The organism is Pauljensenia sp. UMB3104 (assembly GCF_030217285.1).
Classification (GTDB): Bacteria; Actinomycetota; Actinomycetes; order Actinomycetales; family Actinomycetaceae; genus Pauljensenia.
Genome location: NZ_JASONN010000435.1, coordinates 1 through 253 on the forward strand (window position 1 = coordinate 1; position 253 = coordinate 253).

Genomic DNA, 253 nt, shown 5'->3' on the forward strand with positions numbered 1-253 from the left:
TCCCTCGAAGAGATTCCCCTCGAACACGGCTCGGTTGTCGATGCCTCGTGGACGACGCCGACGGGTCTCGCGCTTGTCGTGCGCGCGACAGGTGAGGACGATCAGCTCGTCACGATGCCCCTGGGCGGTCTGCCGTCCAACGTGTCCCTTCCGATTCATGTGACGTCGATGAGCGCCGGTGGGTCATCTTCTGCCGTCGTCATTACGGGCACCGATGCCGCCGGTATGGAACAGGTGCTCATCCGTTCGGGCG

The 253-nt window shown here is 64.0% G+C and carries 1 pseudogene; it reads left to right on the forward strand.

From position 1 onward, the window contains the following. Positions 1 to 253: pseudogene (locus tag QP415_RS12305) on the forward strand (sporulation protein); the annotation flags it as partial.